23 protein-coding genes and 1 pseudogene are annotated in these 25,927 nt (G+C 71.0%); 11 read left to right on the forward strand and 13 right to left on the reverse strand.

Features of this window, described 5'->3' with window-relative positions; all coding sequences use genetic code 11:
* Positions 1–16: 16 nt before the first annotated feature.
* Positions 17–790: a glycosyltransferase family A protein gene (locus C4J65_RS15825; protein WP_115742985.1), complete on the reverse strand. Its 774-nt coding sequence runs from the start codon at positions 788–790 to the stop codon at positions 17–19.
* Positions 791–874: 84 nt separating this feature from the next.
* The gene (aspS, locus tag C4J65_RS15830) at positions 875–2,638 is read right to left on the reverse strand and encodes an aspartate--tRNA ligase (RefSeq protein WP_115742986.1); all 1,764 of its coding nucleotides are present in this window, start codon (positions 2,636–2,638) and stop codon (positions 875–877) included.
* A gap of 228 nt (positions 2,639–2,866) precedes the next feature.
* On the opposite strand from aspS, the gene C4J65_RS15835 reads away from it, so the two are divergent.
* Positions 2,867–5,038 carry a SpoIIE family protein phosphatase gene (locus tag C4J65_RS15835; RefSeq protein ID WP_115742987.1) on the forward strand — a complete coding sequence of 724 codons (2,172 nt, stop codon included), beginning with the start codon at positions 2,867–2,869 and terminating at the stop codon, positions 5,036–5,038.
* Here C4J65_RS15835 and C4J65_RS15840 read toward each other — a convergent pair.
* The 3 genes and pseudogenes from C4J65_RS15840 to C4J65_RS15850 form a co-directional block, all read right to left on the reverse strand.
* Positions 4,963–6,052 (reverse strand): annotated as a pseudogene (locus C4J65_RS15840) (AI-2E family transporter). The gene C4J65_RS15835 and the pseudogene C4J65_RS15840 sit on opposite strands and share 76 nt — an antisense overlap.
* Positions 6,053–6,117: 65 nt before the next feature.
* A complete protein-coding gene (locus C4J65_RS15845) occupies positions 6,118–7,095 on the reverse strand; it encodes a pirin family protein (protein WP_115742988.1) in 978 nt (325 codons plus the stop codon).
* 117 nt (positions 7,096–7,212) lie between these two features.
* A complete protein-coding gene (locus C4J65_RS15850; RefSeq protein ID WP_003975142.1) occupies positions 7,213–7,683 on the reverse strand; it encodes an SseB family protein in 471 nt (156 codons plus the stop codon).
* A 148-nt stretch (positions 7,684–7,831) separates the two neighbouring features.
* Between C4J65_RS15850 and C4J65_RS15855 the strand changes: the two genes are divergently transcribed.
* The 3 genes from C4J65_RS15855 to C4J65_RS15870 all read left to right on the forward strand — a co-directional run bounded on the left by C4J65_RS15855 (position 7,832) and on the right by C4J65_RS15870 (position 11,751).
* Entirely contained in the window at positions 7,832–9,658 is a 1,827-nt protein-coding gene (locus C4J65_RS15855; RefSeq protein WP_115742989.1) for an acyl-CoA dehydrogenase, read from the forward strand.
* Between the two features lie 98 nt (positions 9,659–9,756).
* Positions 9,757–11,055: a M18 family aminopeptidase gene (locus tag C4J65_RS15860; RefSeq protein ID WP_115742990.1), complete on the forward strand. Its 1,299-nt coding sequence runs from the start codon at positions 9,757–9,759 to the stop codon at positions 11,053–11,055.
* Positions 11,056–11,502: 447 nt separating this feature from the next.
* Positions 11,503–11,751, forward strand: a complete 249-nt coding sequence (locus C4J65_RS15870) for a DUF6458 family protein (protein ID WP_052836626.1) — start codon at positions 11,503–11,505, stop codon at positions 11,749–11,751.
* A gap of 59 nt (positions 11,752–11,810) precedes the next feature.
* Here the strand turns inward: C4J65_RS15870 and C4J65_RS15875 are convergent, their stop codons facing one another.
* Complete coding sequence (locus tag C4J65_RS15875) at positions 11,811–12,215, reverse strand: cupin domain-containing protein (RefSeq protein ID WP_115742991.1); 405 nt, start codon at positions 12,213–12,215, stop codon at positions 11,811–11,813.
* Positions 12,216–12,266: 51 nt separating this feature from the next.
* On the opposite strand from C4J65_RS15875, the gene C4J65_RS15880 reads away from it, so the two are divergent.
* Both C4J65_RS15880 and C4J65_RS15885 read left to right on the forward strand, forming a co-directional pair.
* Positions 12,267–13,271, forward strand: coding sequence for a helix-turn-helix domain-containing protein (locus tag C4J65_RS15880; protein WP_115742992.1), 1,005 nt, complete (start codon positions 12,267–12,269; stop codon positions 13,269–13,271).
* Positions 13,268–13,762 carry an LURP-one-related/scramblase family protein gene (locus C4J65_RS15885; protein WP_115742993.1) on the forward strand — a complete coding sequence of 165 codons (495 nt, stop codon included), beginning with the start codon at positions 13,268–13,270 and terminating at the stop codon, positions 13,760–13,762. Before C4J65_RS15880 ends, C4J65_RS15885 begins: the two co-directional genes overlap by 4 nt.
* Before the next feature lie 22 nt (positions 13,763–13,784).
* Here C4J65_RS15885 and C4J65_RS15890 read toward each other — a convergent pair whose 3' ends face one another.
* Together C4J65_RS15890 and C4J65_RS15895 are read right to left on the reverse strand one after the other, a co-directional pair.
* Entirely contained in the window at positions 13,785–14,249 is a 465-nt protein-coding gene (locus C4J65_RS15890) for a DUF2867 domain-containing protein (RefSeq protein WP_115742994.1), read from the reverse strand.
* Positions 14,250–14,315: 66 nt separating this feature from the next.
* Positions 14,316–15,110, reverse strand: coding sequence for a carbon-nitrogen family hydrolase (locus tag C4J65_RS15895; protein WP_115742995.1), 795 nt, complete (start codon positions 15,108–15,110; stop codon positions 14,316–14,318).
* A 181-nt stretch (positions 15,111–15,291) separates the two neighbouring features.
* Here C4J65_RS15895 and C4J65_RS15900 point away from each other — a divergent pair, with 181 nt between their 5' ends.
* Positions 15,292–16,116 (forward strand): maleylpyruvate isomerase family mycothiol-dependent enzyme, encoded by an 825-nt coding sequence (locus C4J65_RS15900; protein ID WP_115742996.1) that lies wholly within the window; start codon positions 15,292–15,294, stop codon positions 16,114–16,116.
* Positions 16,117–16,227: 111 nt separating this feature from the next.
* Here the strand turns inward: C4J65_RS15900 and C4J65_RS15905 are convergent, their stop codons facing one another.
* Positions 16,228–17,538, reverse strand: a complete 1,311-nt coding sequence (locus C4J65_RS15905; RefSeq protein ID WP_115742997.1) for an MFS transporter — start codon at positions 17,536–17,538, stop codon at positions 16,228–16,230.
* Complete coding sequence (locus C4J65_RS15910; RefSeq protein ID WP_115742998.1) at positions 17,535–18,185, reverse strand: GntR family transcriptional regulator; 651 nt, start codon at positions 18,183–18,185, stop codon at positions 17,535–17,537. Before C4J65_RS15910 ends, C4J65_RS15905 begins: the two co-directional genes overlap by 4 nt.
* 220 nt (positions 18,186–18,405) lie before the next feature.
* On the opposite strand from C4J65_RS15910, the gene C4J65_RS15915 reads away from it, so the two are divergent.
* The 4 genes from C4J65_RS15915 (at position 18,406) to C4J65_RS15930 (ending at position 21,966) form a co-directional block, all read left to right on the forward strand.
* Positions 18,406–19,350: a serine hydrolase gene (locus C4J65_RS15915; protein WP_115742999.1), complete on the forward strand. Its 945-nt coding sequence runs from the start codon at positions 18,406–18,408 to the stop codon at positions 19,348–19,350.
* A gap of 159 nt (positions 19,351–19,509) precedes the next feature.
* Positions 19,510–19,857, forward strand: a complete 348-nt coding sequence (locus C4J65_RS15920; RefSeq protein WP_115743000.1) for a GntR family transcriptional regulator — start codon at positions 19,510–19,512, stop codon at positions 19,855–19,857.
* Positions 19,854–20,843, forward strand: coding sequence for a DUF1648 domain-containing protein (locus C4J65_RS15925; RefSeq protein WP_115743001.1), 990 nt, complete (start codon positions 19,854–19,856; stop codon positions 20,841–20,843). The genes C4J65_RS15920 and C4J65_RS15925 overlap by 4 nt, the downstream gene beginning before the upstream one ends.
* A 145-nt stretch (positions 20,844–20,988) precedes the next feature.
* Positions 20,989–21,966: a Bro-N domain-containing protein gene (locus tag C4J65_RS15930; RefSeq protein ID WP_115743002.1), complete on the forward strand. Its 978-nt coding sequence runs from the start codon at positions 20,989–20,991 to the stop codon at positions 21,964–21,966.
* Between the two features lie 83 nt (positions 21,967–22,049).
* Here C4J65_RS15930 and C4J65_RS15935 read toward each other — a convergent pair whose 3' ends face one another.
* The 3 genes from C4J65_RS15935 to pdhA are packed head-to-tail and all read right to left on the reverse strand — an operon-like array spanning position 22,050 to position 25,696.
* On the reverse strand, positions 22,050–23,450 hold the full coding sequence (locus C4J65_RS15935) for a dihydrolipoamide acetyltransferase family protein (RefSeq protein WP_162833202.1): 1,401 nt from the start codon (positions 23,448–23,450) through the stop codon (positions 22,050–22,052).
* Between the two features lie 10 nt (positions 23,451–23,460).
* A complete protein-coding gene (locus C4J65_RS15940) occupies positions 23,461–24,426 on the reverse strand; it encodes an alpha-ketoacid dehydrogenase subunit beta (RefSeq protein WP_162833587.1) in 966 nt (321 codons plus the stop codon).
* 16 nt (positions 24,427–24,442) lie between these two features.
* On the reverse strand, positions 24,443–25,696 hold the full coding sequence (gene pdhA / locus C4J65_RS15945; protein ID WP_115743004.1) for a pyruvate dehydrogenase (acetyl-transferring) E1 component subunit alpha: 1,254 nt from the start codon (positions 25,694–25,696) through the stop codon (positions 24,443–24,445).
* Positions 25,697–25,927 lie beyond the last annotated feature (231 nt).

Genomic DNA, 25,927 nt, shown 5'->3' on the forward strand with positions numbered 1-25,927 from the left:
CCCGGTCCCGTGCACGCTAGATGCGCGAGTTGCGCAGCGACTGCCACACGGCGCCGGCCAGTGCCCGCGTCGCCCGCGGGACCGACAGATGTTCGTGTTCGCGGTACAGGGCCCAGTTGTACTCCACGAGCGAGAGCTTGTTGGAGGACAGCGATCCCGCCTGATGGGCCCTGTACACCGCGAGCGGCTCGGCCAGTCCCCGGGCGTCGGCGCCGTCCCGCATGATCGACAGCCACAGGGCGTAGTCCTGGCGCTTGCGCATCTCCGGCATCAGCCTCGTGCCCAGGACGTTGCGGTCGTACATGGCGGTGAGAGCACCGATGTGGTCCTGGACCAGCATCGCGCGGTAGTCCACGTGTTCCCGCGCACGGATCACCCGGCCGTTCGGGACCCAGTCGGTGCTCTCGCCGGGGTGGTCGGCGTCCATCTTGAAGTACGAGGTGAACGTCAGGGGCGCGGTGCCCTCCGCGGCGAAGGCGAGCTGCTTCTCGGTCTTCTCCGGCAGCCACATGTCGTCCGAGTCGAGGAAGGCGACGTAGTCCCCGCGGGCCCGCTCGATGGCGAGGTTGCGGGCCCGGCCCGCACCGCCCCGCTCCGGCGAAGAGCGGGGCAGGACGCGCTCGTCCTGGGCGGCGAACTCGCGCAGCAGGTCCATGGAGCCGTCGGAGGACTGGTCGTCGGTGACCAGCAGCTCCAGATCGCCGTGGGTCTGCGTGAGCACCGACCGGACGGCCGCGCCGAGGGTGGCCGCCGAGTTGTACACGGGCATCACGACGGACACCAGGGGCACAGCACTTCTCCTTCGTGGTTCAGGAACGGCGGATCATGACCGGCGGATCGGGAACGACGGTCGCTGCGGGGCTGGGGCCGCGGACTACTTCGGCTGCGGCTTGCGCACCGTCAGGTGCAGTTCCCTCAGCCGGGTCTCGTCCAGCTCGGTCGGGGCGCCCATCATCAGGTCCTGGGCGTTGCCGTTGAGCGGGAAGGCGATGGTCTCGCGGATGTTGGGCTCGTCGGCCAGCAGCATGACGATGCGGTCGACGCCGGGGGCGATGCCGCCGTGCGGCGGGGCGCCGAAGCGGAAGGCGCGGAGCATGCCGGCGAACTCGCGCTCGACGGTCTCGGCGTCGTAGCCCGCGATCTCGAAGGCCTTGAGCATGATCTCCGGCTCGTGGTTCCGGATGGCGCCGGAGGACAGCTCGACGCCGTTGCAGACGATGTCGTACTGCCAGGCGAGGATGTCCAGCGGGTCCTGGTTCTCCAGGGCGTCCATGCCGCCCTGCGGCATCGAGAAGGGGTTGTGGGAGAAGTCGATCTTCCCCGTCTCCTCGTCCTTCTCGTACATCGGGAAGTCGACGATCCAGCAGAAACGGAAGACGTTCTCCTCGAAGTGGCCGGCGCGCTTGGCGGCCTCGACCCGCACCGCACCCATGATCTTGGAGACCTCGTCGAACTCGCCCGCGCCGAAGAACACCGCGTGGCCGGGGGCCAGCGAGAGCCGCTTGGTCAGCTCCGCGACGTTCTCCTCGGTGAGGAACTTCGCGATCGGGCCGGACAGCTTGCCGTCCTCGGCGACGCGGACCCAGGCCAGGCCCTTGGCGCCCTGCGAGACGGCGTAGTCGCCGAGCTGGTCGAAGAACTTGCGGGGCTGGCCCGAGACGTCCGGGACGGGCAGGGCGCGCACGTGCTTGCCGGCGAAGGCCTTGAACTCCGAGCCCTCGAAGACGTCGGTGATGTCGACCAGCTCCAGCTGGGCGCGCAGGTCGGGCTTGTCGGAGCCGTACTTCAGCATCGCCTCGCGGAACGGGATCCGCGGGAACGGCGAGGTCACGTGGCGGCCGTTGCCGAACTCCTCGAACAGCTCGGTCATGAGCTGCTCGATCGGGCGGAAGACGTCCTCCTGCTCGACGAAGCTCATCTCGACGTCGAGCTGGTAGAACTCGCCCGGCGAACGGTCGGCGCGGGCGTCCTCGTCGCGGAAGCAGGGCGCGATCTGGAAGTACCGGTCGAAGCCCGAGATCATCAGCAGCTGCTTGAACTGCTGGGGCGCCTGCGGGAGGGCGTAGAAGCGGCCCGCGTGCAGGCGGGAGGGCACGACGAAGTCGCGGGCGCCCTCGGGGGAGGTGGCGGTGAGGATGGGCGTCGCCATCTCGTTGAAGCCCAGCGCGACCATCTTGCTGCGGATCGAGGAGATGACCGACGTGCGCAGCATGATGTTGCGGTGCATGCGCTCGCGGCGCAGGTCCAGGAAGCGGTACTCGAGCCGCCGCTCCTCGTTGACCCCGTCCTCGGTGTTGATGGTGAAGGGCAGCGGCTGGGCGGCGCCCAGCAGCTCGACCTCGCCCACCTCGACCTCGACCTCGCCGGTGGGCAGGTCGGGGTTGATGTTCTCGGCGCCTCGGGAGACCACCCGGCCGTCGACACGAACGGTCGATTCCTTGGTGAGCTTGTCCAGCGCCTCGTACGCCTCGGTGCCCGGACGGGCGACGAGCTGCGTGATGCCGTAGTGATCGCGCAGATCGATGAAGAGGATGCCGCCCAGGTCGCGCCGATTGTGCAGCCAGCCACTCAGTCGGACGTCGGTGCCGACGTCAGAGGAGCGGAGCTCGCCGCAGGTGTGGGACCTGTACCGATGCATCGTCGTTCATCCAGCCTTCGCGGATCGGGGATGGTGTTTCGCGTTTCACGTGAAACAACCCCAGCGTACCGGGCAGCCACGGCTGCCTTCCTCCCGATTGCCCGGCCACCAGCCCGCCATGAGCCCGCTCCGGACCCCCTCGGGGCCCGCTCCGAACCGGCTCGGGGCCCGCTCCGGCGCCCCGGTGAGCGGTGGCAGCGTTCGACGACCTCTTCTTAAAGTGGGGCAATGCGCACTGGTGAGCCCCTGCCCGAGGTGGGGGACGTCCTTGCCGCCCTCGCGACCGGACTGTGGCACTGGGACACCGCCACGGGTGAGGTCACGGTGGACGGAGAGGCCGCCCGTCTGCTCGGCCTGCCCGCCGGACCGGCGACCCTCACCGAGGCGCAGGTACGGGCCCGGCTGCATCCGGTGGACTGGAACGAGATCACCGGGGTGGTCCAGCTGGCCGTGGCCGAGGGCACGCTCGCCGAGGTCCGGATCCGGATCATGGATGAGCACGGCCATGTCGTCCGGGTCGTACGCAGCCGCTCCAAGCCCTCCTTCGACCCCGAGCGCAAGGCGTACGTGCTGACCGGCACCCTCCAGGAGGTCGCCGAGCCAAGGCCGGGCACCCCCGCGGGGCGCAGCGCGGTCACGGGCGAGTGGCGCCGCTCGCGGGAGGCCTTCCTGCTGGACGCGGGCCGGGCACTGGCCGAGGCGCGGTCCACCGAGGAGGTGCTGCGGGTCGCGGCGGGGCTGTCGATGCCGGGGTTCTCTCCGGACGGGCTCGCGGTGTTCGGGGTCTCGGGGGACCGTCTCACCGTCATCGGGCACCACGGGCAGCCCGACGACGAGGCCAACCCGTTCGTGGACATGTCCCTGGAGACCGACTATCCGGCCGCCGAGGTGGTCCGCACCGGCCGCGCGGTCTACCTCTCCTCCCCGCAGCAGTACCGGTCCCGCTATCCCATGACGTGGTCGCTCGCCGAACGCTTCGGCCGCCGTTCCTGGGCCTATCTGCCGCTGACCGTGGCGGGCCGCACGATGGGCGCCTGGATGGCCGCCTTCGCCTATCCGGTCGCGTTCACGCCGGACGAGCGATCGGTGCTGACCACGGTGGCGCGGATGCTCGCCCAGGCCCTGTCCCGGGCCGGCGCCGCGGAGAACCAGCGGGAGCTGACCGAGGGGCTGCAACGCTCGATGCTGCCCATGCTCGGCCCGGAGATCCCCGGCATGGACATCGCCGCCCGCTACGTCCCCACCGGTGGCGGCCTCCAGGTCGGCGGCGACTGGTACGACATGATCCCGCTGCCCGGGGGCCGCTTCGCCCTGGTGATCGGCGACGTCCAGGGCCACGACGTGCGGGCGGCCGGGCTGATGGGCCAGCTGCGCATCGCCCTGCGCGCCTACGCCTCCGAGGGGCACCGTCCCGACGCGGTGCTCGCCCGTGCCTCGCACTTCTTCCACGGCTTGGCCGCGGCCGAGGACGACCCCGGCGACCTGCGCTTCGCGACCTGCTACTACGCCGAGGTCGACCCCGCCACCGGCACCGTGGAGAGCGCCCGTGCGGGGCACCTGGACCCGGTGGTGCGGATGGCGGACGGGACGGCGCTGATCCTCGCCACGGCGGGCGGGCTGCCGCTGGGCATCGACCCGGACACCGACTACCCGACGACACGGCTGGCCCTGGAACCCGGGGACACCCTGATGCTGTGCACGGACGGCCTGGTCGAGACCGGCGGCCACGATCTGCAGAGCGGCTGGCACCGCCTGCGCGTGATCCTGGAGGAGCACGCCGACGGTCTGGAGGAGCTGGCCGACGCCCTGGTCCAGGCCGTGCACGGCCCCTCCTCGCACCACACCGTCGGCCCGCTGTCCGACCGCCGGGAGGACGACATCGCGCTGTTGCTGCTGTGCCGGCAGGGCGCGGGCTGCGGCTGCGGCGAATCCACCGCGACCCGGGCGCCGGTGCGCCGCACGATGCTGACGGTCGCCCAGGCCGAGCCGGCCCGGATCGCCGCCGCCCGGCAGCACCTGCGCGACCTGCTCCACGACTGGCCGGACGAGGAGCAGCGCGACGCGGCGGTACTCCTGCTCTCCGAGATGCTGACGAACGTCCTGGTCCACACCGACACCGACGCCCTGCTCGTCGCCGAGGTGGCCGGGGAGCCGGGCGAGCGGTGGATCCGGGTGGAGGTCACCGACAACGGCGACGACCTGCCGCACAAGCGCAGGCCGGGCGAGATGGCGTCCTCCGGACGCGGGCTGATGCTGGTCGAGCTGCTCGCGGACGCGTGGGGCGTCGCCCCGCGCGGCGAGGGCAAGAGCATCTGGTACGAGCTCTACGAGCCCGCGGCCCCGGTCGACGGTGCCGGTCCCGCCTCCGGCCCGGAGGCTCCGGAACCGGCGGCCCCGTAACGGCCCTGGAGCTCGTGCACGATCCCGAACGCCGCGGCGGTCAGGGGCACGGCGAGGAGCATCCCCAGGATGCCCGCCACCGACGCACCCGCGGTGAGCGCCAGCAGCACGACCGCCGGGTGCATCTGCACCGTCCGGCTCTGGATCATCGGCTGGAGCACGTGCCCCTCCAGCACCTGCACGGCCAGCACCACGCCGAGGGCCCACAGCGCGATCACGAACCCCCGGTCGGCCAGCGCCACCAGCACGGCGACGGCCCCGGAGAGAAACGCGCCGAGATAGGGGACGTAGGCGCCGACGAAGACCAGCGCCCCGAGCCCGACCGCGCCGGGGACGCGCAGGACTAGCAGCCCGACGGTGATGCACAACGCGTCGATGAGGGCGATCAGGGTCGTCCCCCGCATGAAGCCCTCGACGGCCTCGAAGGCCCGCCGGGCCATGGCCTCGACCGTGTCGGCGGCGCCGCGCGGGGCGAGGGCGCACCGTGGTGACGGCGCGGTCGGAGTCGCGCAGGAAGAAGAAGACGAGCAGCAGGGCGAGCACGGCCATGGCCATCATCTCGCCGACGACGCTGATCCCGGTCACCACGCCCGAGGCGGCCGTACCGCCGAACTTGCCCAGCAGCTCACGCGCGTTGGAGGCCACGTCGTCCAGCGAGCTGCCCGCCGCACCGAAGTGGTCCGCGATCCCCCGGGCCGCGTCCCGCAGCGAGGTGACGATCTGGTCGCCGGTCTCGACCAGCGCGGAGACCACGATGTACACGGCGCCGCCGACCACGGCCAGCACGGCCGCACAGGTCAGCCCGGCGGCCAGCGACCGCTGCACATGGGCCTTCACCAGCCGCGCGTGCAGCGGCCTGAGCAGCGCGGTGCCGAGCAGCGCGAGCAGCACCGGGGTCACCGCGGTGCGGAACTCGACGCAGAGCCGGATCGCGACGTAGACGACACCGCTGGCGAGCAGGATGACGGCGCACCAGGCGGCGAACCGGCGCACCGGACCGGGGAGCAGCTGCACGCCTCCACCCGATCACGCACCGGGCGGGCTGTCCTGCGCGGACGGCCCGCCCGGGTGACGTGCTGTCAGGCGCCGGGGCCCTCGCCCGACATGCCGTGCACCGCCGGGACGGTGCCGAGGCGCCCCTTCTGGAAGTCCTCGAAGGCCTGCATCAGCTCGTCCTTGGTGTTCATCACGAAGGGGCCGTAGTGGGCCATCGGCTCCCGGATCGGCCGGCCGCCGAGCAGCACGACCTCCAGGTCCGGGGTGTGCGCGTCCTGCTTCTCGTCCGCGCGGACGGTCAGCGAGCCCCCGGCGCCGAACACGGCGGTCTGCCCGAGGTGCACCGGACGCCGCTCCACGCCCACGGACCCGCGCCCGGCCATGACGTACGCCAGGCCGTTGAAGTCCTCCCGCCAGGGCAGGGTGACCTCGGCGCCCGGCGCCAGCGTGGCGTGGACCATCGTGATCGGCGTGTGCGTGATACCGGGGCCGTCGTGCCCGTCCAGCTCACCCGCGATGACGCGCAGCAGCGCGCCGCCGTCGGGGGAGGTGAGCAACTGGACGGAGCCGCTGCGGATGTCCTGGTACCTGGGGGCCATCATCTTGTCCTTGGCCGGCAGGTTCACCCACAGCTGGAGCCCGTGGAACAGCCCACCGGACATGACCAGCTGCTCCGGCGGCGCCTCGATGTGCAGCAGGCCCGAGCCCGCCGTCATCCACTGGGTGTCGCCGTTGGTGATGGTGCCGCCGCCACCGTTGGAGTCCTGGTGGTCGAAGATCCCGTCCACGATGTAGGTGACGGTCTCGAAGCCGCGGTGCGGGTGCCACGGGGTCCCTTTCGGCTCCCCAGGCTCATACTCCACCTCACCCATCTGGTCCATCATGATGAACGGGTCGAGATGGCGGTAGTTGATCCCGGCGAAGGCGCGGCGTACCGGGAAGCCCTCGCCCTCGAAACCGCTGGGCGCGGTCGTGACGGTCAGCACGGGACGTGCGACGGCGTCGGCGGGCGCGGATACGCGGGGCAGCGTCAACGGGTTCTCGACGGTCACGGCGGGCATGTCGACCTCCTCGGGCGGCGTACGCCCCACTTTAGTTGAGCATTGAACTTCTTGCCACCTGGAACCACGAGAGCCCGGAGGGCATTCCCTCCGGGCTCACGGATTCCCAGGCGTCGATCAGCCGTACATCCTGCGCATCGCAAAATCGACCATCTGTTCGACGGCTTTGGCGTCGAACACCATCCGGTGCTCGCCCTCCATGTCGAGGACGAAGCCGTAGCCGGTCGGCAGCAGGTCGATCACCTCCGCCCCGGTGATCACGAAGTACTTCGACTCCTTGCCCGCGTACCGGCGCAGCTCCTTCAGGCCGGTGAACATCGGGATCACGGGCTGCTGGGTGTTGTGCAGCGCGAGGAAGCCGGGGTTGTCGCCGCGCGGGCAGTAGACCTTCGAGGTCGCGAAGATCTGCTGGAAGTCCTCTGCGGACATCTGGCCGGTGGTGAAGGCGCGCACCGCGTCCGCGAGCGAGGGCGGGGACGGCTCGGGGTACAGCGGCGGCTGCTGCCCGTACCCGCCGCCCATCGGCTGCTGCGGGGGCGGGGCGTACTGCTGCTGCTGTTGGCCCGCGGTCTGGTCGTAGCCGTACATGCAGCCCAGAGTAACGAGTAACGAGTCACAGATGGGCGACCCGGGGTTGCTTCTTATTACCGACGGGTAGCATCATCGTAGCTACTAGTTGGTACGTGTACGGATGCGAGGAGCGAGTGCCTCGCCGATCTCTCAAGGGAGCGTCGCCATGGGGCACTACAAGCCGAATCTCCGGGACATCGAGTTCAACCTCTTCGAGGTGCTCGGCCGTGACAAGGTCTACGGCACGGGCCCGTTCGCGGAGATGGACACCGACACCGCCAAGAGCGTGCTCGAGGAGCTGACCCGCCTCTCCGAGAACGAGCTGGCCGAGTCCTTCGCCGACGCCGACCGCAACCCGCCGGTCTTCGACCCGGAGACCAGCACCGCGCCGGTCCCGGCCTCCTTCAAGAAGAGCTACCAGGCCTTCATGGACTCCGAGTACTGGCGGCTCGGCCTCCCCGAGGAGATCGGCGGCACCACCTCGCCGCGCTCCCTGATCTGGGCGTACGCGGAGCTGATCCTCGGCGCCAACCCGGCCGTGTGGATGTACTCCTCGGGCCCGGCGTTCGCCGGCATCCTCTTCGAGGAGGGCAACGAGGTCCAGAAGCACATCGCCTCGATCGCGGTCGAGAAGCAGTGGGGCTCCACCATGGTCCTCACCGAGCCGGACGCCGGTTCGGACGTCGGCGCCGGCCGCACCAAGGCCGTGCAGCAGGAGGACGGCTCCTGGCACATCGAGGGCGTCAAGCGCTTCATCACGTCCGGCGAGCACGACATGTCGGAGAACATCCTCCACTACGTCCTCGCCCGCCCCGAGGGCGCCGGACCCGGCACCAAGGGCCTGTCCCTCTTCCTCGTCCCCAAGTACGAGTTCGACTTCGAGACCGGCGAACTGGGCGGGCGCAACGGCGTCTACGCCACCAACGTCGAGCACAAGATGGGCCTGAAGGCCTCCAACACCTGCGAGATGACCTTCGGCGACCGCCACCCCGCCAAGGGCTGGCTGATCGGCGACAAGCACGACGGCATCCGCCAGATGTTCCGCATCATCGAGTTCGCCCGCATGATGGTCGGCACGAAGGCGATCTCCACCCTCTCCACGGGCTACCTCAACGCCCTGGAGTACGCCAAGGAGCGCGTCCAGGGCCCGGACCTGGCCAACTTCATGGACAAGGCGGCCCCCAAGGTCACCATCACGCACCACCCGGACGTGCGCCGCTCCCTGATGACGCAGAAGGCCTACGCCGAGGGCATGCGCGCCCTCGTGATGTACACCGCCTCGGTCCAGGACGAGATCCAGGTCAAGGAGGCGAACGGCGAGGACGCCGCCACCGAGCACGCCCTCAACGACCTGCTCCTGCCGATCGTCAAGGGCTACGGCTCGGAGAAGGCCTACGAGCAGCTCGCGCAGTCCCTGCAGACCTTCGGCGGCTCCGGGTTCCTCCAGGAGTACCCGATCGAGCAGTACATCCGCGACGCCAAGATCGACACCCTGTACGAGGGCACCACGGCGATCCAGGGCCAGGACTTCTTCTTCCGGAAGATCGTCCGCAACCAGGGCGCCGCGCTGAACTCGCTCGCCGAGGACATCAAGAAGTTCCTGGCGCTCGCCACCGGCGGCGAGGAGCTGTCCGGCGCCCGCGAGCACCTGGCCAAGGCCGCCGTCGAGCTGGAGGCCATCGTCGGCCTGATGCTCACCGACCTCGCGGCCACCGAGCAGGACGTCAAGAACATCTACAAGGTCGGGCTCAACACCACCCGCCTGCTGCAGGCCTCCGGCGACGTGATCGTCGGCTACCTGCTCCTCAAGGGCGCCGCCATCGCCGCCGAGAAGCTGCCGACCGCGTCCGCCAAGGACAAGGCCTTCTACACCGGCAAGATCGCCGCCGCGAAGTTCTTCGCCGCGAACGTCCTGCCCGGCCTCACCCTGGCCCGCAAGGTCGCCCAGGGCGTCGAGCTGGACCTGATGGAGCTGGACGAGGCGGCGTTCTAGGACCGGCCCGGCCGCCCGAGTCCGTTCCGCACACCCCCACGAGGGCCCGCTCCCGCCAGACGGGAGGCGGGCCCTCGCACGTCGTTAAGGTGAACCCCATGAGCGCACCCTCCCGCTTCGACCGCGGCCACACCGACGACCTGATGACCTTCCTGTCGGCGAGCCCGACCCCGTACCACGCCGTGGCGTCCGCCGCCGCGCGGCTGGAGAAGGCCGGTTTCCGCCAGGTCGCGGAGACCGACGCCTGGGAGGCCACGAGCGGCGGCAAGTACGTGCTGCGCGGCGGCGCGATCGTCGCCTGGTACGTCCCGGAGGGCGCCGCGGCGCACACCCCCTTCCGCATCGTCGGCGCCCACACCGACTCCCCCAACCTGCGGGTCAAGCCCCGCCCGGACACCGGGTCGCACGGCTGGCGCCAGGTCGCCGTGGAGATCTACGGCGGCCCGCTGATGAACTCCTGGCTGGACCGCGACCTGGGCCTGGCCGGCCGCCTCTCGCTGCGCGACGGCTCCACCCGCCTGGTCAACGTCGACCGCCCGCTGCTCCGCGTCCCGCAGCTCGCCATCCACATGGACCGCAACGTCTCCACCGAGGGCCTCAAGCTGGACAAACAGCGCCACCTCCAGCCCGTCTGGGGCCTGGGCGACACCGTGCGCGACGGCGACCTGATCGCCTTCATGGAGGACGAGGCGGGGCTCGCCCGCGGCGAGGTCACCGGCTGGGACCTGATGACGCACTCCGTGGAGCCCCCGGCGTACCTGGGCCGCGACCGGGAGCTGGTGGCGGGCCCGCGGATGGACAACCTGCTGTCCGTGCACGCCGGGACGGCCGCCCTGGCCGCGGTCGCGGCCTCCGGCGCCGACCTCCCCTCCATCCCGGTGCTGGCCGCCTTCGACCACGAGGAGACCGGCTCCCAGTCGGACACGGGCGCGGACGGACCGCTGCTCGGCGGCGTGCTGGAGCGCTCCGTGTTCGCGCGCGGCGGCTCCTACGAGGACCGGGCGCGCGCCTTCGCCGGCACCGTCTGCCTGTCCTCCGACACCGGGCACGCCGTCCACCCCAACTACGCGGAACGGCACGACCCGACGCACCACCCACGGGTCAACGGCGGCCCCCTCCTCAAGGTCAACGTCAACAACCGGTACGCCACCGACGGTTCGGGCCGCGCCGTGTTCGCCGCCGCCTGCGAGAAGGCGGACATCCCCTTCCAGACCTTCGTCTCCAACAACTCCATGCCGTGCGGCACCACCATCGGCCCCATCACCGCCGCCCGGCACGGCATCAGCACCGTCGACATCGGCGTGGCCATCCTGTCGATGCACAGCGCCCGGGAGTTGTGCGGCGCCGACGACCCGCACCTGCTGGCGAACGCGCTGATGGCCTTCCTCCGGCGTTGACCTGCCCCTCGGGCCGAAGCCCGGGCATTCCGGCCTTCTCGACCTGTTGCCGTGCCCCTACGCGGCACGGCATCGGTCGGGAATCCGTGGCTTCCTGTTTCTTCGCGCGGTGCCGGGACCGCTCCCGGTCCCACCGGCGCTCCGCAGGCTGGTGCCGCCAGTCCGGCGGCCTGTTGGACGCTGACCGCGGCGTTGTGGTCCCGGTCGTGGACGGTGCCGGCCAGTCCCTCCTGACCCGCCCGGCTCCGCCGGAACGCCACTGCGGCGCTCCGTGCCGCAATCCCGGGATGCCACTGCGCTGGGACCGCAAGATGCAGCAGCGAACCTTGGTAGCGGGGACGACACAACACCGCCCCACGGCATGAGGGTTGGAGCCGGGGGTACCCGCACGGAACCGGATCGACCGGATTCCCGGAACCGACCGGATCTGACAGGGAGGCAACACTCATGGGCCTCGGCGGGTGCATCATCCTCATCGCCGTGGGAGCCATCCTCACGTTCGCGACCGACTGGGACATGCAGGGCGTCAACCTCGACCTGGTCGGTGTGATCTTCATGGTCGTCGGCCTGATCGGTGTCGCGACGTTCAGCAGCATCGCCCGGCGCCGCCGCGTCGTGATGCCGCCGTCGACCCCGGTCGTCGAGGACCGGCCCCACCACACGCAGGACGGCTACCACAACGGCTACGGTGCCTGACAGCGCCGGAGAGTCCACCGGCGCCGCCCCCGGCTTCGCCCCGCCTCCTCGCGGGTCCGTCAGACGGCGCCCGGGGTCAGCGCGTGTCCGCTGGTCTCGTCCACATGCCCCGGCACCTCGTCGTGCCGGTCGCCGACGGTGAGGGTCCCGGTCGGTTCGAACAGCAGGATGGCCGTGGGAACGGGCGCGTACGGCTTGTGTTCCGTGCCGCGCGGGACGGTGAAGACGGAGCCCTTCGGCAGGACGACGACGCGCTCGCCGGCGGGCTCGCGCAGGCCGATGTGCAGTTCGCCGTCGAGGACGAGGAAGAACTCGTCGGTGTGGTCGTGCACGTGCCAGAGGTGCTCGCCCTCGACCTTCGCGACACGGACGTCGTAGTCGTTCACGGCGGTGACGATACGAGGACTCCACTGCTCGGCGAAGGAGGCGAGGGCGGAGGCCAAGGAGATCGGTTCCTGAGTCATGGCACCATCGTCCGGGGTGACGGGGGCGCGGACGAGTGCTAGGAATCGCATATGTCGCAAGGATCCTCTCAGCCCTCGCGCCCTCATCGTGTCGCGGTGATCGTCGACGAGGGCACGAACCCGTTCGAGGTCGGCTGCGCCACCGAGCTGTTCGGGCTGCCGCGGCCCGAGCTGGGGCTGCCGGGACCGCTGTACGAGGTGACGTTGTGTGCTCCGAATCCCGGGATCCGCATGAATCACGGGTTCTTCACGCTCACCGACGTGCCGGGGCTGGACGCCGTGGACGACGCGGACACGCTCGTCGTGCCCGGCCGGCCGGACAACGTGGTACCACGCGTCCCCGCCGTGCTCGAGGCGATCCGGCGCACACACGCCCGCGGCGCCCGTGTGGTGAGCCTGTGCACCGGCAGCTTCGCACTCGCCGAGGCCGGTCTCCTGGACGGGCGGCGGGCCGCGACCCACTGGCTGTGGGCGGAATCCTTCCGCCGGCTGCACCCCCGTGTGCTGCTCGAACCGGACGTGCTGTTCGTGGACGACGGCGACGTTCTCACCGCCGCGGGGAGCGCGGCGGCACTGGACCTCGGGCTACACCTCTGGCGCCGGGACCACGGCGCCGAGATCGCGAACGCGGTGTCCCGGCGTCTGGTGTTCGCCGCCCACCGGGACGGCGGTCAGCGGCAGTTCGTGGAGCGGCCGGTGCCGGACGTGCCGGACGAGTCACTCGCACCCCTGCTGGCGTGGGCGCAGGAGCGTCTGAGTGAGCCGCTGACGGTGACCGACCTGGCGGCGCGCGCGGCGGTGTCCCCGGCCACGCTGCACCGGCGGTTCCGGGCGCAGCTCGGGACGACGCCCCTCGCCTGGCTGACCGCCGAGCGCGTGACCCTCGCGCGGCGGCTGATCGAGCGCGGGGAGGAGCGGCTGGACGCGGTGGCGGCCCGCAGCGGACTGGGGACCGCCGCGAACCTCAGGGCACGGCTGCGACGCGAGACGGGACTCAGCCCGTCGGCCTACCGGCGGCGTTTCGGGACGGGTGCGGGGGAACCGGTCAGAGCATGAGATTCCTCGTGTATGACCGGCTCCTCGGCATCGGTGACGACTACTGGATCGAGGACGACAGGGGCAACAAGGTCTTCCTCGTCGACGGCAAGGCGATGCGGCTGCGGGACACCTGGGAGCTGAAGGACACCCAGGGGCACGTGCTCATCGACATCCACCAGAAGATGTTCGCCCTGCGCGACACGATGGTGATCGAACGGGCCGGCGAGCCCCTGGCCCGCATCAGGCGCAAACGCCTGTCCCTGCTCCGCAACCACTACCGGGTCACCTTGGCCGACGGCACCGAACTGGACGTCAGCGGCAAGATCCTCGACCGGGAGTTCGCCATCGAGTACGACGGCGAACTGCTGGCCGTCGCCTCCCGGCGGTGGCTCACCCTCCGGGACACCTACGGCGTGGACGTCGTACGGGACGACGCGGACCCGGCGCTGCTGATCGCGCTGACGGTGTGCGTGATCCACCTGGCGGAGAAGGAGCGGGAGGAGGACTGAGGAGCGGCGGACCGGCGGCTCCTCACGCCGTGCGGCGGACCGCGCGGCCGAGGAGCAGCGGCACGGCCAGGTGGTGCACGGGTGCCGCCAGGGCCCACAGCACCCGCCCGGCCCGGCGCTCGTAGAAGGCGTACGTCGCCCAGAGCAGCCGTGCGTCGTCGACGGTCACGACGTTGCGCACGGTCAGCGACGGCGCGCGGGCCTCCAGGGCGATCCTGCCCGGCCCGGTCTCCAGTACGCGCCAGCCCACCACGTGCCGTCGCGAGGTGCGCGGCCCCAGCCGCAGCCCCAGCACGCCCGCCCACCCCGTCCGGATCAGCTCACGCAGTATCACCGGGACGTCCTCGAAGCTGGCGCGCACCCATTCCTCGGGCGCCAGCGGGGGAAGTCCCGCGGTCGGAAGCTCGAAGGCCGTCGCGAAAGGGGCGCCGAGGGGGTCCACCCGCACCCGGCGAATGGCGGAGGTACCGGTACGCGTCCGTGTCATACCGACATACTGGGCACCGTGACGCCACGTCAAACACGTGGTGTCACGGCTTCGCACGCTCCGCGCTCAGTCGCGCGGCGGCTCCAGACCCAGCACCCGGTCCTTCAGGGCCGGGAACTGCTCCCGGGTCCGCGCCACCCGCTCCGGGTCGAACTCCACCGCGAGGACCTCCTCGTCCGCACCGGCCTCCGCGAGCACCTCGCCCCAGGGATCCACCACGATCGAGTGACCGGCCTGGGGAACCCCGGCGTGCGTCCCGGCCGTTCCGCAGGCGAGGACGAACGCCTGGTTCTCCACGGCCCGCGCCTGGGCCAGGAGCGTCCAGTGCGGCCGACGGCGCTCCGGCCAGCCCGCCGGGACGACGAAGATCTCGGCACCGGCGTCGACGAGGGAGCGGAAGAGTTCGGGGAAGCGCAGGTCGTAGCAGGTCGCCACGCCGAGCGTGGTGTCCGGCAGCCGGACCGTCACCGGCTCCCGCCCCGCGCCCATCAGCACGGCCTCGCCCTTGTCGAAGCCGAAGCGGTGGATCTTGCGGTAGGAGGCGGCCGGCTCGCCGGAGGGGGAGAAGACCAGAGAGGTGTTGTAGAGCCGCCCGTCCGGGCCGCGTTCGGGGACCGACCCGGCGTGCAGCCACACACCGGCGTCGCTCGCCGCCTTCGCCATCGCCTCGTGCGTCGGTCCCCGCAGCGGCTCGGCCGCCGCGTCGAACTCCTCGAAGGCGAACGCGCCCGTGGTCCACAGCTCCGGCAGCACGACGAGGTCGGCGCCCGCCTGCTCCCTTACCAGAGCCGCCGCCCGCGCGCGACGCGCTTCGACCGATTCGTCCTCGTTCACGGCGATTTGAATCAAAGAGGCGCGCACACTACCACCGTCCTGGCATTCGAGCCGTCCACACGGGCCTACGATCGTCACACGAAAGCACTGCCGGGGTGCCGCACAGCAGCGTAACTTAGCCTCCCAAGACGCCCGCCGACTGCCGCCGCCGCCACTGGCACCGCTGCCGCCAACCGCCCGTGTACCGACCGCCGAGGGGTCCCGTTCCGTGAGTCTGCATCCCACCCTCCAGCCCTACGCCGACGCCTGGACTCACTCCATCGAGGCGATATCCGAGCTGGTCCAGCCGCTTGTGGAGGCAGAGTGGAACCGCCGGACCCCCTGCCCGGCCTGGTCGGTGCGCGACATCGTCTCGCACGTGCTGGGCCTGGACTCCGAGATGCTCGGCGACCCCCGCCCCATCCACACCCTCCCGCGCGACCTCTACCACGTCACCAACGACCACCAGCGCTACATGGAGATGCAGGTCGACGTCCGCCGCCACCACACGGCGCCGGAGATGACGTCCGAGCTGGAATACATGATCATCCGGCGCAACCGTCAGCTGCGGAACGAGTCGCGGGACCCCGGCACGAAGGTGCGCGGCCCGCTGGGCACCGAGCTGACCCTGGAGGAGGCGATGCGCCGGCACGCCTTCGACGTGTGGGCGCACGAGCAGGACCTGCGCACCACCCTCGGCCGCCCCGGCAACCTCGACTCCCCCGGCGCGCACGTCGCGCGGGACGTGCTGCTCGGCGAGCTGCCCGCCGTCGTCGCCGAGCGGGCGGACGCGCCGCGCAGCTCGGCCGTCGCCTTCGACGTGCACGGTCCGGTCGAGTTCCTGCGCACCATCCGCGTCGACATCCAGGGCCGCGGCACCCTCGAATCGTCTCCGGCCCTCGGCCCGGCCGCCACCCTCACCCTCGACTGGGAGACGTACGTCCGCCTGGCCTGCGGCCGGGTGACCCCGGAGGCGGCGGCGGACCGCATCAAGGCAGAGGGCGACCCGGACCTGACGGCGGCGATCCTGCGGAACTTCACGGTGACGCAGTAAGCGCCGGGGAGTATCTCCAGCCCGTCCGGCGTTTGAGGACGAGGCCGTTCAGGCCGAAGCGGAGGTCTGGGGGCGGCAGCCCCCAGCCCGGCCGGCACCCGCGCCGGCCGCCTACACGGGCACGTGCACCGTCTCCACCCGACTGGCAACCAACCGCTCGCGCTCCCGCGACGCGGCCCGCTTCCGCAACCGCAGAATCTGCGTGACACCAAGCGCCTGCAGCACGAACACCGAGGAGAACGCGACCCCGTAGTCGTCCCCCGTCGCGTCCAGCAGCACCCCCACCGCGAACAAGGTGGTCATCGACGCCACGAAGCCCCCCATGTTCGTGATCCCGGACGCCGTCCCCTGCCGCTCCGCCGGATTCGCCGGCCGCGCGAAGTCGAAACCGATCATCGACGCCGGCCCGCACGCCCCCAGCACCGTGCACAGCACCACCAGCAGCCACATCGGCGCGTGCTCGGCCGGGTAGGCCAGCGTCGCCGCCCAGAGCAGCGCCGTCGCCCCCACCGTGCCGAGCGCCAGCGGCAGCCGCGCCGCGTGGTGCCGGGCGATGACCTGGCCGTAGACCAGGCCGACCGCCATGTTGGACAGCACGACGAGGGTGAGCAGCGTACCGGCCGTGGCCCGGGACAGCCCCTGTGCCTCGACCAGGAACGGCATCCCCCACAGCAGCAGGAACACCATCGCCGGGAACTGGGTGGTGAAGTGCACCCACAGCCCGAGCCGCGTCCCCGGCTCCCGCCAGGACATCGCGATCTGCCGCCGTACGTACGCGGCCCCCTGGTGCGACAGCGGCTCCGGCTCCTGGCCCTCGGGGTGGTCCCTGAGGAAGAGCAGCAGCAGGACGAAGACGACGACACCCGCGAGCGCGCTGCCCGCGAACGCCGCGGTCCAGCCGATGCCGTGCAGCAGCCGGGCCAGCACGAGGGTGGAGACCAGGTTGCCCGCCATGCCGACGAGACCGGCCAGCTGGGCGACCATCGGCCCGCGCCGGGCCGGGAACCAGCGGGTGCCGAGCCGCAGCACGCTGATGAACGTCATCGCGTCCCCGCAGCCCAGCAGCGCCCGCGAGGCCAGCGCCATGCCGTACGACGGGGAGAAGGCGAAGCCCAGCTGCCCGGCGGTGAAGAGCACCACGCCCAGGCCCAGCACCTTCTTGGTGCCGAGCCGGTCGACCAGCAGGCCGACGGGTATCTGCATGCCCGCGTAGACCAGCAGCTGGAGGATGGAGAAGGTGGACAGCGCGGAGGCGCCCACGTGGAAGCGGTCGGCGGCGTCGAGACCGGCGACGCCGAGGGACGTGCGGAAGATGACGGCGACGAAGTAGACGGAGACGCCGATGCCCCACACGGCGATCGCGCGCCGGCCCCCCGGCGGATCACCGGGCAGGGCGCGGCCGGCCGAGGTGGCCGTACTCATCGGACCTCCCCCCGCGCCAGGTGCGAGAACCAGCCCACGTGCCGGCCCACCACGGCGACGGCCGCCTCCGCGTCCCCGGCGCGCAGCGCGCCGAGGATCTCCTCGTGCTCGGCGAGGGTGTGGGCGATCCGGTCGGGGTGGGAGTGCATCACGGCGACGCCCATGCGCAACTGGCGGTCGCGGAGCTGGTCGTAGAGGCGGGAGAGGATCTCGTTGCCGCCACTGCGGACGATCTCGGCGTGGAAGCAGCGGTCGGTGACGGAGGCGGCGGCGAAGTCACCGGCGGCGGCCTGCTCCTGCTGCCGGGCGAGCAGCTCCTCCAGCCGTTCGAGGAGCCCCGGCGGGGCGGGTACGGCCTTCCTGGTCGCGTGCTCCTCGACCAGCAGCCGGGTCTCCACCACGTCGGCGATCTCCTGCGCGGAGACGGGCAGGACCAGGGCGCCCTTCTTGGGGTAGAGCCGGATCAGCCCCTCGGCCTCCAGCCGCAGCAGCGCCTCGCGCACCGGAGTACGGGAGACGCCCACGGCCTCGGCCAGCTCGCCCTCGGTGAGCAGCGTCCCGCCCTCGTACCGGCGCTCCAGGACGCCCTGCTTGACATGGGTGTAGACGCGGTCCGCCGCGGGGGGCTGCTTCACTGCCGTGGTCATGCCGACAGGATAGATACAACAGGGACACAAGAGGGATCCGGTCCAGCATCCGGACGCCGGCCCGCCCCGCTCGCCTTCCAGGGGGAACCCTCGCCCTCACTCCGCCCCACCGCGCAACCATTTGCCCTCTTCGGCTGTCGCACTGACGCGGCCACCGCACCACCGACCACAACTCGGCCGCGTTCCAGGCGACTTCACCTTAATCGGGGTAATCAACTCAATGAATGCCATTCCGGGCGCCACCCAGTCCGTCCGTCTGCGCAGGGCTTTGGCCGCCGCCCTGACCGGCACCGCCGTCCTCGCCACCGGCGTCCTCGCCGCCGCACCCGCCCAGGCCGCCGCACCCGAGCGCGCCCTCGCGGCACCCGTGCGGGCCGCCGCCGCGCCCTCGATCGCCGCCAAGGGCGGCTTCGTGATGAACAACGCGACCGGCAGGTCGCTCTACACCAAGGCCGCCGACACCAAGCGATCCACCGGCTCCACGACCAAGATCATGACCGCCAAGGTCGTGCTCTCCCAGCCGAAGCTGAACCTGGACGCCAAGGTCACGATCCAGAAGGCGTACAGCGACTACATCGTGTCGAAGAACGCCTCGTCCGCCCGCCTGATCGTCGGCGACAAGGTGACGGTCCGCCAGCTGCTGTACGGGCTGATGCTGCCCTCCGGCTGCGACGCCGCGTACGCGCTGGCCGACAAGTTCGGCTCGGGCAAGACGCGGGCGGCGCGGGTGAAGTCGTTCATCGGCAAGATGAACGCGACCGCCAAGAGCCTCGGCCTGAAGAACACGCACTTCGATTCGTTCGACGGCATCGGCAACGGCAAGAACTACTCCACCCCGCGCGACCTCACGAAAATCGCGAGCAGCGCGATGAAGAACTCCACCTTCCGCACCATCGTCAAGACCAAGAAGTACACGGCGAAGACGAAGACCAAGAAGGGCGGCACCCGCACGATGGCGCCCTGGACCAACACCAACACGCTGCTGGGCAGTTACAGCGGAGCGATCGGCGTGAAGACGGGGTCCGGACCGGAGGCCAAGTACTGCCTGGTCTTCGCCGCGACCCGGAAGGGCAAGACCGTCATCGGCACGGTGCTGGCCTCCTCGTCGTCCACGCAGCGCGCCAAGGACGCCACGAAGCTCATGAACTACGCCTTCACGAAGTAACCCGCGCACCACCGCACAGCCACGAAGGGCCCGTCGCACCGGCGACGGGCCCTTTCGCTGTACGGATCTCGCCGTACGGAGCCGTACGTACAGAGCTGGATGTACGGCTCCGTACGGAGCTGTACGGATGAAGTGGATGGTGATAGTTTCATTAGCACCATGCTGCTGAGTCTGGACAAGACCGACACCCGGCCCCTGCACGAACAGGTGGCAGGCGCCGTCCGGCGCGCCATCGCCGAGGGCGAGTGCGCGCCGGGGGACCGCCTTCCCTCGGCCCGCGACCTCTCCGAGGCCCTGGACGTCAACGTCAACACCGTGCTGCGCGCACTGCGCGGCCTGCGGGACGAGGGCCTGCTGGAGTTCCGCCGGGGCCGGGGGGTGACGGTGGCCGAGGGCGCCCGGCCCCACTCCGAACTGCAGATCCGGGTGCGGGAACTGCTCGCCGAGGCGGCCCGACTGGGCTACAGCAGGACCGATCTCGTCGACATGATCAGGGGGATGCCATGAGGGGCAGGACGACCGCGAGGCGTACGACGGCGGCACTGTGGACGGCCGGGGTCACGGTCGTCCTCGCCGGGATGCCGCTCCTGGCGAGGGACCGGCTGCCCGACCGGCTGGCGACCCACTGGGGCCTGAACGGCACGTCCCCCGACGGCTCGATGCCCCTGTGGGCGGCCTCCCTCGTCCCCGCGCTGATCTGGCTGGTCACTGCGGCCGCGGTCACCGTCCCGCTGATGCGGGCGGGCCCGCCGACGCGTCCCCGGACCGCTGTGACCCTGCTCCCCCTGGGCGTCGTCCTCGCCGGCGTGCAGGCCGCGGTCATCCGCTCCAACCTGGACCGCGCGGACTGGCACGAAGCCCGTCAGCCCACCGGCTGGGTCGTCGCGATCCTCGTCTCGGCCGTACTCGCGGGAGTGGCCGGATGGCTGCTCGCCACCCGGCGGAACGACGCCCCGGGCGACGGCACGACGTCCGGGGACGACGCTCCCACGCTGGACATCCCGAAGGGCCGGAGGCTGGTCTGGTTCTCCCGGACCGCCAATCCCTGGCTCCAGCTGCTTGCGGCCGCAACCGGCCTGGTGGCCGCGGGCGCGCTCGTCGCCCTGATCGGCGGCCTGGCCGCCCCGGGCACCCTGTGGGCGCTGTTCGCCGGCTGCGGCGCCGGTTCCCTCGCCTGCGCCATGTTCTCCTCCGTCCAGGCCCGCGTCTCGGAGCGGGGCCTGGAGGTCTCCTTCGGCCCCCTCGGCTGGCCCGGACGCCGCTGGGCACCCGCCGACATCGACACGGCGCGGATGGAGGTCCGCCGTCCCGCCGAGGTCGGCGGCTGGGGCTACCGCCTCAGCGGCCTCGGCACCACGGTGATGCTGCGCGCCGGCGAGTGCCTGGTCATACGCCCGCGGGGCCGCCGGAGCGACTTCGCGGTGAGCGTCGACGACGCCGAACGCGGCGCGGCTCTGCTCAACGCCCTGCGCACGGACCGGACCCGGGGCTGAACACGGCGGCCCGGGGCCTGTTACACGCCCCTTGGCGACCGCCGCAGCACTTTCGATCATCTTCGCTCGCAGTCGTGAACATCTGCGGATCTGGCTGGCATATGCCCTTGGCTTCGCCCTACGTTCCGCGACGGAGGTGGTTCACATGAACGAACCCAGCAAACGACAGAACTCCGGCGCGCGGCACGAGGCGATCGACGCCGGCGACTTCGTGTACGCGGCCACCGGCGCCCGAGTGCGACGGCTGACCATGCCGGACGGAAGCCACTGGTTTCCGGCGGCGGACGTGTGCAAGGAGTTGGGATACACCACGACCCGAAAGGCACTCACCGATCACGTCCCGGAGGAGCACCGAGACAATCTCGAGACTGTGACTGGAAGTCACAGTCTCAGCGTTCCCGCAGGTAGGACATGGCGCCGAGACTTGCAACTGATCGATCTGCAAGGTCTCATCCTCCTCGTCAACGCCTGCACCAAACCGGCCTGCGCCCCCTTCAAGCAGTGGGTCGCCGAAGTCATCGAGACCGTGCAGCGCGAGGGTTCCTACTCGCTGGACGAGGCCGAGGTGCAGCCCGCCGAGCCCGGTGCCCCCGTCGCCTACGCCATGCCGGACCAGGTGGCCGAGGCGATCGTCCGGCTGGAGGCGCACAATCTGCAGCTGGACGAGCAACTGGCCGAGGGACAACGCACGTCGATCGCGTTGCAGCGGGAGATGCTGTCCACGCAGCAGGCCACCCTCGCCACCCAGCAGGCCACTCTCGCCGTGCATCAGGCCATGGTCCGGGCACTGGAACGCATCGCGGACCGGTTCGACACCCTCGTCCTCCACCAGGGTGTGCCCCGCGGGCATCTCGCCCCGATGCCGACCACGGAGTCCGTGCTGGCCGACTGGCGGCAGCGGTTGTCCGTGACGGAGGACGTGTGGACGGTCGCCCGGGCCATCGCGCCGGTGCTCGTCGAGAAGGGTGAGCTGCGGGAGCCGCTGGAGTCGATCGCCGCCCGTACGGGGCTCTCCGTCCGGCGGGTCAACGCATGCCTGCGGCTGCTGCGCACCCACGCCTGCATCCGCTCACGGGGCGGGTCCGAGGACGGGGCTCCGGTGTACGTGCTGCACCAGGTCTGACCCCGGTACGACACAGCGGGAGGGGCGTCGCAACTCCAACTTGCGGCGCCCCTCCCGTCACGAACCTACTCGGTCCGCGGCTCTCAGGCCCAGCTGATCAACCGCTTCGGCTGCTCCAGGACCGCCGCCACGTCGGCGAGGACCTTGGAACCGAGCTCGCCGTCGACCAGACGGTGGTCGAAGCTCAGGGCGAGCGTCGTCACCTGACGCGGCTTCACCTTGCCCTTGTGGACCCACGGCTGGAGCTTGATCGCACCGACGGCGAGGATCGCGGACTCGCCCGGGTTGAGGATCGGCGTACCGGTGTCGACGCCGAAGACGCCGACGTTGGTGATGGTCACCGTGCCGCCCTGCATGGCGGCCGGGGAGGTCTTGCCCTCCCTGGCCGTCGACACCAGTTCGCCCAGCGAACCCGCCAGCTGCGGCAGGGTCCGGGCGTGGGCGTCCTTGATGTTCGGGACGATCAGACCCCGCGGGGTGGCGGCGGCGATGCCCAGGTTGACGTAGTGCTTGACCACGATCTCCTGGGCGGCCTCGTCCCAGGACGCGTTGATGTCCGGGTTGCGCTTGATCGCGACCAGCAGGGCCTTGGCGATCAGGAGGAGCGGGTTCACGCGCAGGCCCGTGTACTCCTTGTCCTGCTTCAGCTCCTCGACCAGCTTCATCGTGCGCGTCACGTCGACCGTCACGAACTCGGTGACGTGCGGCGCGGTGAACGCCGAGCCGACCATCGCCGCCGCCGTCGCCTTGCGCACGCCCTTGACCGGGATGCGGGTCTCGCGCGTCGTGTCGTACGACGCCGGGGCCGACGGGGACGGGGCGGGGGTCTCGGGCCGGGGGGCCGTCTGTGCCGGCTCGGGCGCCGACACCGCCGCGTGCACGTCCTCGCGGGTGATGACGCCGTCCGGGCCGGACGGAACCACGGTCGCCAGGTCGACGCCGAGGTCCTTGGCGAGCTTGCGCACCGGGGGCTTGGCCAGCGGACGGTCCCCGGTGGCCGGGGCTGCCGGTGCCGCGGGTGCTGCCGTTCCGTGGCCGTTCAGCTCGGCCTGGATCGCCGCCGACGGCGCCTGCGCGGCGGCCGGGGCCTCCGCGCCCTTGCGGGGGCGGCGCTTGGTCGAGGAGGTGGAGACCCCGTACCCGACCAGGACCGGCTGGCGGCCCTCCGGCCTGGGCTCCTCCGCCACGGCCTCCTGCACCGGCTCCGCGGCCGCCGCCGCGCCGTCGCCGACGGCCACCGCGATGATCGACGTACCCACGTCGACCGTGGTGCCCTCGGGGAAGTGCAGCTCGCGGACCACGCCGTCGTAGGGGATGGGCAGTTCGACGGCGGCCTTGGCCGTCTCGACCTCGCACACCACCTGCCCGTCGGTGACCGTGTCACCGGGCTGGACGTACCACTTGAGGATTTCGGCCTCGGTGAGCCCCTCACCCACGTCGGGCATCTTGAACTCACGCACGGAGCTGTCCGTCATCGTCGTCACGCTCCCCTCCTCAGTACGCCAGCGAGCGGTCGACGGCATCCAGCACCCGGTCCAGGTCGGGCAGGTACTCCTCCTCCAGGCGGGCCGGCGGGTACGGGGCGTGGTAGCCGCCGACCCTCAGCACCGGGGCCTCCAGGTGGTAGAAGCAGCGCTCCGTGATCCGGGCGGCGATCTCCGCGCCCGAGCCCAGGAACACCGGCGCCTCGTGGACCACGACCAGGCGGCGGGTCTTCTCCACCGACGCCTGGATCGTGTCGAAGTCGACCGGCGAGATCGAGCGCAGGTCGACGACCTCCAGGGAGCGGCCCTCCTCGGCGGCCGCGTCGGCGACCTCCTGGCAGAGCTTCACCATCGGGCCGTAGGCGGCCAGCGTCAGGTCGGTGCCCTCGCGCACCACGCGCGCGGTGTGCAGCGGGCCGGGGATGGCGTCCGCGTCGACCTCCGCCTTGTCCCAGTACCGGCGCTTGGGCTCGAAATAGATCACCGGGTCGTCGCTCTGGATGGCCTGCTGCATCATCCAGTACGCGTCCGCCGCGTTGGACGGGCTGACCACCTTCAGGCCCGCCACGTGCGCGAACAGCGCCTCGGGGGACTCCGAGTGGTGCTCGACCGCACCGATGCCGCCGCCGTAGGGGATGCGGATGACGACCGGCATCTTGACCTTGCCGAGCGAGCGGGCGTGCATCTTCGCCAGCTGGGTGACGATCTGGTCGTAGGCCGGGAAGACGAAGCCGTCGAACTGGATCTCCACCACCGGGCGGTACCCGCGCAGGGCCAGGCCGATGGCGGTGCCGACGATGCCGGACTCGGCCAGCGGGGTGTCGATGACCCGGTCCTCGCCGAAGTCCTTGTGCAGGCCGTCGGTGACCCGGAAGACACCGCCGAGCTTGCCGACGTCCTCGCCCATGATCAGGACCTTGGGGTCCGACTCCAGCGCGCGGCGCAGCGACTCGTTGATCGCCCTTGCCAGCGCCATCTTTTCCTTGGCCATGTCAGACCCCCTCTGCGTCTGCGAACGATGCCTGGTAGGCGGCGAACTGGGCCCGCTCCTCGTCCACGAGCGCGTGTCCGTCCGCGTACACGTTCTCGAAGATGGCGAAACGGTCCGGGTCCGGCATGGCACGGACCACTTCGCGCACTCGTTTGCCCAACGTCTCGCTCTCGGCCTCCAGTTCCGCGAAGAATCCCTCGTCCGCGTGGTTTGCGGACTCCAGGAAGCGGCGAAGGCGCAGGATCGGGTCCTTCGCCTCCCAGGCGGCCCGCTCGTCGTCGTGCCGGTAGCGGGAGGGGTCGTCCGAGGTGGTGTGGGCGCCCATGCGGTACGTGTACGCCTCGATCAGCGCCGGACCCTCACCGCGCCGCGCGCGGTCCAGGGCCCAGCGGGTGACCGCGAGGGAGGCCAGCACGTCGTTGCCGTCGACGCGGACGCCGGGGAAGCCGAAGCCCTGGGCGCGCTGGTAGAGCGGCACCCGGGTCTGCTTCTCGTTGGACTCGGAGATCGCCCACTGGTTGTTCTGGCAGAAGAACACCACGGGCGCGTTGTAGACGGCGGCGAAGTTGAACGCCTCGCTGACGTCGCCCTGGCTGGAGGCGCCGTCGCCGAAGTACGCGATCACGCCCGAGTCGGCACCGTCCTTGGCCACGCCCATGGCGTAGCCCGTGGCGTGCAGCGCCTGCGAGCCGATGACGATGGTGTACAGGTGGAAGTTGTTGCTGTTGGGGTCCCAGCCGCCGTTGTTCACGCCGCGGAACATGCCGAGCAGGTTGGTCGGGTCCACCCCGCGGCACCAGGCGACGCCGTGCTCGCGGTAGGTCGGGAAGACGTAGTCGTCCTCGCGGGTGGCCCGGCCGGAGCCGATCTGGGCGGCCTCCTGGCCCAGCAGGGAGGCCCACAGGCCCAGCTCGCCCTGGCGCTGCAGGGCGGTGGCCTCGGCGTCGAAGCGCCGGGTGAGCACCATGTCGCGGTACAGACCGCGCAGCTCGTCCGGGGTGATGTCGGCGACGTACGAGGCGTACTCGGCGTAGGCGGCGTCCTCGACGCGCTCGCCCTCGGGCGTCAGCAGCTGCACCAGCTCCGTGTCGGAGCCCTTCTCGGCAGCGGTACGGGTGGTGCTGGTGGTGCGAGTCGTGCGCTTGCCGGTGCCGGCCTTGCTGCCGGTGGTCCCGGCCGCCTTGGTGCCGGTGGTGCCGGCCGCCTTGCTTCCGGCGCTGCGTCGCGGCTTGCGCGCGGCAGTGCTCTCGGTCACGTGTGCTCCTCCGTCGGTCCGGCCCCCGGGTTCGCCGGAAGCCAGTGCGGCTCACCTGCGGCCCGGCGGACGCACAAGGGTGGGTGCGGCCCGATCGGGAACAGGCGTGACAGGTGCCCCGGCGAGCGCCCTGCGAACAGCACGTTACCCAGTGCTCCACATTTCTGTGAAACCCCTCCTGACCTGCGTTTTTACTCGGATTTCCAAGTAAATCGGCGCAGGGCGGAAGTT

The sequence above is a fragment of the Streptomyces sp. CB09001 genome (assembly GCF_003369795.1).
Classification (GTDB): Bacteria; Actinomycetota; Actinomycetes; order Streptomycetales; family Streptomycetaceae; genus Streptomyces.

Excerpts from the sequence above, each read along its gene's own strand:
- aspS (WP_115742986.1), bottom strand. The coding sequence starts at position 2,638 with ATGCATCGGTACAGGTCCCACACCTGCGGCGAGCTCCGCTCCTCTGAC.
- C4J65_RS15835 (WP_115742987.1), top strand. The coding sequence starts at position 2,867 with ATGCGCACTGGTGAGCCCCTGCCCGAGGTGGGGGACGTCCTTGCCGCC.
- C4J65_RS15845 (WP_115742988.1), bottom strand. The coding sequence starts at position 7,095 with ATGCCCGCCGTGACCGTCGAGAACCCGTTGACGCTGCCCCGCGTATCC.
- C4J65_RS15850 (WP_003975142.1), bottom strand. The coding sequence starts at position 7,683 with ATGTACGGCTACGACCAGACCGCGGGCCAACAGCAGCAGCAGTACGCC.
- C4J65_RS15855 (WP_115742989.1), top strand. The coding sequence starts at position 7,832 with ATGGGGCACTACAAGCCGAATCTCCGGGACATCGAGTTCAACCTCTTC.
- C4J65_RS15860 (WP_115742990.1), top strand. The coding sequence starts at position 9,757 with ATGAGCGCACCCTCCCGCTTCGACCGCGGCCACACCGACGACCTGATG.
- C4J65_RS15870 (WP_052836626.1), top strand. The coding sequence starts at position 11,503 with ATGGGCCTCGGCGGGTGCATCATCCTCATCGCCGTGGGAGCCATCCTC.
- C4J65_RS15875 (WP_115742991.1), bottom strand. The coding sequence starts at position 12,215 with ATGACTCAGGAACCGATCTCCTTGGCCTCCGCCCTCGCCTCCTTCGCC.
- C4J65_RS15880 (WP_115742992.1), top strand. The coding sequence starts at position 12,267 with ATGTCGCAAGGATCCTCTCAGCCCTCGCGCCCTCATCGTGTCGCGGTG.
- C4J65_RS15885 (WP_115742993.1), top strand. The coding sequence starts at position 13,268 with ATGAGATTCCTCGTGTATGACCGGCTCCTCGGCATCGGTGACGACTAC.
- C4J65_RS15890 (WP_115742994.1), bottom strand. The coding sequence starts at position 14,249 with ATGACACGGACGCGTACCGGTACCTCCGCCATTCGCCGGGTGCGGGTG.
- C4J65_RS15905 (WP_115742997.1), bottom strand. The coding sequence starts at position 17,538 with ATGAGTACGGCCACCTCGGCCGGCCGCGCCCTGCCCGGTGATCCGCCG.
- C4J65_RS15910 (WP_115742998.1), bottom strand. The coding sequence starts at position 18,185 with ATGACCACGGCAGTGAAGCAGCCCCCCGCGGCGGACCGCGTCTACACC.
- C4J65_RS15915 (WP_115742999.1), top strand. The coding sequence starts at position 18,406 with ATGAATGCCATTCCGGGCGCCACCCAGTCCGTCCGTCTGCGCAGGGCT.
- C4J65_RS15920 (WP_115743000.1), top strand. The coding sequence starts at position 19,510 with ATGCTGCTGAGTCTGGACAAGACCGACACCCGGCCCCTGCACGAACAG.
- C4J65_RS15925 (WP_115743001.1), top strand. The coding sequence starts at position 19,854 with ATGAGGGGCAGGACGACCGCGAGGCGTACGACGGCGGCACTGTGGACG.
- C4J65_RS15930 (WP_115743002.1), top strand. The coding sequence starts at position 20,989 with ATGAACGAACCCAGCAAACGACAGAACTCCGGCGCGCGGCACGAGGCG.
- C4J65_RS15940 (WP_162833587.1), bottom strand. The coding sequence starts at position 24,426 with ATGGCGCTGGCAAGGGCGATCAACGAGTCGCTGCGCCGCGCGCTGGAG.